Below are 6,212 nucleotides of genomic sequence, written 5' to 3'. Positions count from 1 at the left end.
TTATAAATTATATTAAAAACTACCCTTTCTGTATATTAAATCACATTTCTAATGTTTTTTGTGAACATTTCGTTAAGAATTTATGACTTTTTTGTGACCTTTGAGTGACTTCAAAACCGCGATATAAATACTATTTGCACTATACTAATAGTGTAAAACCTAAGTTTTTGGGAACTTGTCGAATATTAATAATTCCTCCCTATCTATTTCTAGCAAACTCCTTCAAAATATTCAACCTTTTTTACTACAATAATAATTTTTTTTCAAATTTAGGTGGGTTGTAAAGAATTCGTAAATTGTGTAATATCGAGAAAGGGCGTTTCTTTGAATTTTATCTATCAATTAGATAAGATGAATATCGGTTTAAATTAATTTGAATACTAGAACATAAATGTTTTATTAAGGTAAGAAGGTGATTTTTTGGGCCGTTCATTAAAATGGTTATCCGTTCTAACAACGATCGGCATGTTGTTTGTGTTAATCGGTGGTGCGCTTGTAACAAAAACTGACTCAGGTGCTGGATGTGGAGATTCGTGGCCGCTTTGTCATGGGCAGCTGATTCCAGATGAAATAACGTTTGAACTAGTGATTGAACTAAGTCATAGGGTCGTTTCTGGCGTTGTCGGGATCTTAGTTCTTGCTCTATCAATCTGGGCTTGGAAAGCAATCGGTCATATTAGAGAAACAAAATTTTTAGCATTTATATCATTCTTTTTCTTAGTATTACAAGGATTGATTGGTGCGGCAGCTGTTATGTGGGGACAATCTGATATCGTTCTAGCTCTCCATTTTGGAATTTCGCTCATTTCCTTTGCATCTGTGCTGCTGTTAACATTGCTTATATTTGAAGTCGACAAAAAGTTTGATGCCGAATCACTAGTGATTGACAAACATCTAAGAAAACAGTTTTACGCAATAACGCTTTACAGTTTAGTTGTCGTTTATACAGGTGCATTGGTACGACATGTTGGTGCTTCACTTGCTTGTCCTGATTGGCCAGTTTGTACATACAACAATATTGGTCTCCCTACCCAAATGCATGAATGGGTTCAGATGGGACACAGATTGCTAGCTGGTATTTTGTTTATTTGGGTATTGATACTTGCTATTCGTATTGTTAAGCATTATAAGCATGAAAAAGTTCTTTATCACGGCTGGATGATAGCTCTCGTTTTAATTTCCTTACAAGTCGTCTCAGGTGCTGTTATTGTATTTTCTGAATTAAATCTTTTTATCTCACTTGTACATGCTTTATTTATTTCTTGTTTATTTGGTGTTTTTAGTTACTTCATTTTATTAACTTCAAGAAGTAAGAAAAATGAAATAGCATTAATAGCAGAAGCGCAAAAGGCAAATGAGGAACCAATTAGTTCGAATAGAAGCATAACAGTTCAGTAAGACAATAACCCGAGGGTAACTCCCTCGGGTTATTTTTGCATAAAAGAAGCCCCAAAGCTTTCGTCTTTGGGGCTCTTGGTGATTATTTTGTAAGTTCTAGTAAAAGGTCACCTGTTTGGATAGCTTCACCGTTTGCAACGTGAATATCTTTTACTACACCTGCGAATGGAGCTTGAACTGTCGTTTCCATCTTCATTGCTTCGGTTATCATCAGGTGGTCACCTTTATTAACTTTATCGCCTTTTTCTACTAGTACTTTAATCACTGTACCTGGCATTGTAGCGCCAATATGTGTTTCGTTATCACGATCTGCCTTTAGTTTGGCAACAACCGTTGATTTGATATTAACATCCTTAATGATAACTTCACGTGGCTGACCATTTAATTCAAAATAGACAACCCTTGTGCCATCTGGCTGGGCTTGACCAATTGAAACCAGTTTAACAATTAATGTCTTCCCTTGTTCAATCTCTACTTCAATTTCCTCACCAAGCCTCATTCCGTAAAGGAAAGTTGGTGTATCTAGAACCGAAATATTGCCAAATTGCTCAAATGTTTTCTGGTAGTCCATGAATACCTTAGGATATAACGCATATGAAATCAAATCTTTATTCGTCACATCGCGACTTAGGCTGTGTGTTAAGGTATCTTTTACATCACTAAAATCAACAGGCTCCAATAATTCTCCAGGACGAACAGCAATAGGCTCGCGTCCCTTTAAAATAATTCGTTGAAGTTCTCTAGGGAATCCACCATGTGGTTGACCTAAATATCCTTCAAATAGTTCAACAACTGAATCAGGGAAATCTAATGTTTCTCCTCTTTCATAAATATCATCTTCGGTAAGATTGTTTTGAACCATGTAGAGTGCCATATCTCCAACTACTTTAGAAGAAGGTGTTACCTTAACAATATCGCCAAACATATCATTCACACGACGATACATTCCTTTAACCTCTTCCCATCTTGAGCCGAGACCAACTCCCTTTGCTTGTTGTTGGAGGTTACTATATTGTCCACCAGGCATTTCATGCTCATAGATTTCAGTATGCGGAGCATTCATACCACTCTCGAAATCTTGATAATACTTGCGAACACCTTCCCAGTAACGTGCAATCTCTTCATATGCTGTTACTGCAAGATCGGGCTTTCTTTCTGTTCCCTCTAACGCATATAATAATGAATTTGCGCTTGGTTGAGATGTTAGACCCGCCATAGAGCTTACCGCAACGTCAACAATATCTACACCTGCTTCAATTGCTTTTGCATAAGTGAATAATCCATTTCCACTTGTATCATGTGTGTGTAAGTGAATTGGAATCGATACTGTCTCCTTCAATTCGGAAATTAACGCATAAGCCGCTTGAGGCTTAAGCAAGCCTGCCATATCCTTGATTCCAAGTATATGTGCACCTGATTGCTCGAGTTCTTTTGCAAGGTCTTTGTAATATTGTAAATCATATTTTGTACGTGTTGGATCACTAATGTCACCAGTGTAACAAATTGCAGCTTCTGCTATTTTTCCATTGTCGCGAACAGAATCAATCGCTAATGTCATACCCTTCACCCAGTTTAAGCTGTCAAAGATACGGAATACATCGATTCCAGATTCAGCTGACTCCTTAACAAATTCACGGATTAGATTATCTGGATAGTTTTTATATCCGACCGCATTTGAAGCACGAAGCAGCATTTGGAATAAAATATTTGGAGCTTGTTTACGCAATGTTGCAAGACGCTCCCACGGATCTTCATTTAAGAAGCGGTATGCGACATCAAATGTTGCTCCACCCCACATCTCAAGCGAAAATAACTCTGGCAATAATCTAGCAGTTGGATCTGCGATATGAGTGATATCATTCGTTCTAAATCTTGTTGCAAGTAATGATTGATGAGCATCACGGAATGTTGTATCCGTAAAAAGAACCTGTTTTTGATCCTTTACCCAATTCACAACTCCTTCTGGACCATGTTGATCAAGAATTTGCTTTGTTCCTGCGGGTACGCAGCTCTCATGTCTTACTTTAGGTAAAAACGGCTTATCAAACACTGGCTTTCTTTTCTTTTCAACCCCTGGGAATCCATTGACTGTTACATTTCCGATATAGGAAAGCATCTTCGTACCGCGGTCCTTTGGTTTAGGGAAAATAAACAATTCAGGTGATGAATCGATAAAAGAAGTATCATATTCACCTGATAAGAATTTTTCATGCCTTACAACATTTTCTAAGAAAGGAATATTTGTTTTAATTCCACGGATTCTGAATTCCTTCAAGTTTCTGACCATTTTGGATGCAGCATGCTCAAAGGTTAAAGCTTGTGTAGATAGTTTAACTAATAATGAATCATAATATGGTGTAATAACCGCACCTTGGAATCCGTTTCCGGCATCAAGACGAACACCAAATCCGCCACCACTTCTATATGCACTTATTTTACCTGTATCAGGCATAAAGTTATTTAACGGATCTTCTGTTGTTACACGGGATTGGATCGCATACCCATGAGTGTTTATATCTTCCTGTGCTGGAATGCCAATGTCATTACTATGCAAGGAATGACCTTCAGCAACTTGGATTTGAGTTTGAACAATATCAATACCAGTAATCATTTCCGTAATGGTATGTTCAACCTGTACACGTGGGTTTACTTCGATAAAGTAGAACTCATCGTTCGCTACAAGGAATTCAACAGTTCCAGCATTCACGTACTGAACATTTTTCATTAATTTAACCGCAGCATCACAAATGTCTATGCGTAATTCTTGAGATAATGAAACACTTGGTGCTACCTCAACCACTTTTTGGTGACGTCTTTGAACCGAGCAATCGCGCTCATAGAGGTGAACAATATTCCCATGACTGTCACCAATAATTTGAACTTCAATATGTTTCGGGTTTTCAATTAGCTTTTCAATATAGACTTCATCATTGCCAAATGCTGCCTTAGCTTCTGATTTAGCACGTTCATACGATTCTTTAATTCCAGCTTTATTACGGACAATACGCATTCCGCGTCCGCCTCCACCAAGTGATGCCTTGATGATTACAGGATAACCGTACTCTTCTCCAAACTTTACTGCATCTTCTAAGTTTTTTAATGGTCCATCACTACCTGGAATTACTGGGATTTCAGCTTTTTCTGCTTGGTGTCTTGCCTTTACCTTGTCACCAAACATATCTAAATGTGAAGTGTTAGGGCCGATGAAAATAAGATTCTCTTCCTCACATCTTCTTGCAAAGTCAATATTCTCAGATAAAAATCCATAACCTGGGTGGATTGCATCGACATTATTTTCTTTTGCAATATTAATAATTCCTTCAATATCCAAATATGCATCAATTGGTTTCTTTCCTTCACCAACTAAATAAGCCTCATCCGCTTTATAGCGGTGATAAGAGCCTGCATCTTCCTTTGAATAGATAGCAACTGTACGTATATTTAACTCTGTACATGCCCTAAAAACACGTATTGCAATTTCTCCTCGATTGGCAACTAAAACCTTCTTGATGCGCTTTTCCATATAAATCCTCCTTCTTTATTTACACATTTTAAAAAAATAAAATAATTTATCATCAACATATAGATTTTTTATCTATAAGAGACATAGTTTTTTTGGAATGTTCGAGCTGGTTGATCTTGCGGTTGTTTTTCTTTTCCGCGATACATAGATTGATAGTTTGTAAACATGGAAACGTTAATTAGAATTCCCATAGAGGCCATTAATAACAAAAGTGATGAACCTCCATAACTAATAAATGGCAATGTAACCCCAGTGATTGGAATCAACCCTGTTAAACCTCCTAGATTTATAAAGGTTTGAATTGCAATCATGGAGGAAATACCAATAGCAAGTAAACTTCCAAATGGGTCTGTACATTTTCTTGCAATTTGGAATCCTCGAAAAACAATATATGCTAACAATAATAATACAAATAAGACTCCAAATAAACCTAATTCTTCAGCAATTATTGCCATTATGAAATCTGTATGGGCTTCTGGTAGGTAATTAAACTTTTGAATACTTTGTCCTAACCCAAGGCCTTTCCATCCACCAGCACCTAAGGCTATGTAAGAGTTCACCAATTGATAGCCATTCTTTTCATCTTCAAACGGATTCATAAAACCTAAAAAGCGTCCCATTCTTCCTTCAGATAATATGCCTCCATCCGATAAAAAATATAAAAACGGAGATAACAGGACTGCCGTAATAAGGCCAAGCAAGATAAGTTTACCTAAGCTTTTCATTCCCAAACCTGAACACACAATGATTGATACAGCAATTAAACCGATGATAAAGGCTGTCCCGTAATCGGGCTGAATTGCTACTGTCATACAAATGAAGAGGATAAAAACAATTGGAGGCATGACTGCAATCCCAAATTGGTTGATATATGCCTGTTTTTTAGAATAAACAGCGGCTAGATAGATAATAACACTCAATTTGGTAAATTCCGCCGGTTGTATTCCCCTTGCTCCTACCATAATCCAGCTTTGTGCATTATTAGCAGTATGACCTATGGCAAATACCATTAATAGCATTCCTACAGAACCTAGAACAATGAAAAGGAGAAGTCGTTTTGCTGCATATATTTTATACGGTATGATCATGGTAATCAAAAGTGCAGTTGTACCAGCGAGTAAGGCTAATTTTTGTCTATCAAAAAAGAAGGATGGATTTTCTCCAAACTTTGGGGCTGAGGCAATGACCATGCTTGCACTATAGACCATGACTAGTCCAAAAGAACATAAAAGAAATACAGCAACAACCAGGGTATAATCATATGATTTTAAAATTTTCTTAAGCATTGGCA

At 37.0% G+C, this 6,212-nt stretch carries 3 protein-coding genes; 1 reads left to right on the top strand and 2 read right to left on the bottom strand.

From position 1 onward, the window contains the following. The first annotated feature begins 420 nt into the window (after nt 1–420). On the top strand, nt 421–1,398 hold the full coding sequence (locus V7147_RS21625) for a COX15/CtaA family protein (RefSeq protein ID WP_335369873.1): 978 nt from the start codon (nt 421–423) through the stop codon (nt 1,396–1,398). Nucleotides 1,399–1,480: 82 nt separating this feature from the next. On the opposite strand, the gene pyc is transcribed toward V7147_RS21625, so the two are convergent. Both pyc and V7147_RS21615 read right to left on the bottom strand, forming a co-directional pair. Then, on the bottom strand, nt 1,481–4,921 hold the full coding sequence (gene pyc, locus V7147_RS21620) for a pyruvate carboxylase (protein WP_335369872.1): 3,441 nt from the start codon (nt 4,919–4,921) through the stop codon (nt 1,481–1,483). Nucleotides 4,922–4,989: 68 nt separating this feature from the next. Then, a complete protein-coding gene (locus V7147_RS21615) occupies nt 4,990–6,207 on the bottom strand; it encodes an FtsW/RodA/SpoVE family cell cycle protein (protein ID WP_335369878.1) in 1,218 nt (405 codons plus the stop codon). Nucleotides 6,208–6,212 lie beyond the last annotated feature (5 nt).

The sequence above is a fragment of the Bacillus sp. JJ1521 genome (genome assembly GCF_036965165.1).
Taxonomy (GTDB): domain Bacteria; phylum Bacillota; class Bacilli; order Bacillales; family Bacillaceae_L; genus Ferdinandcohnia.
Note: the sequence above shows the minus strand (reverse complement) of the source record. Positions and strands in the feature narration are given on the sequence as shown.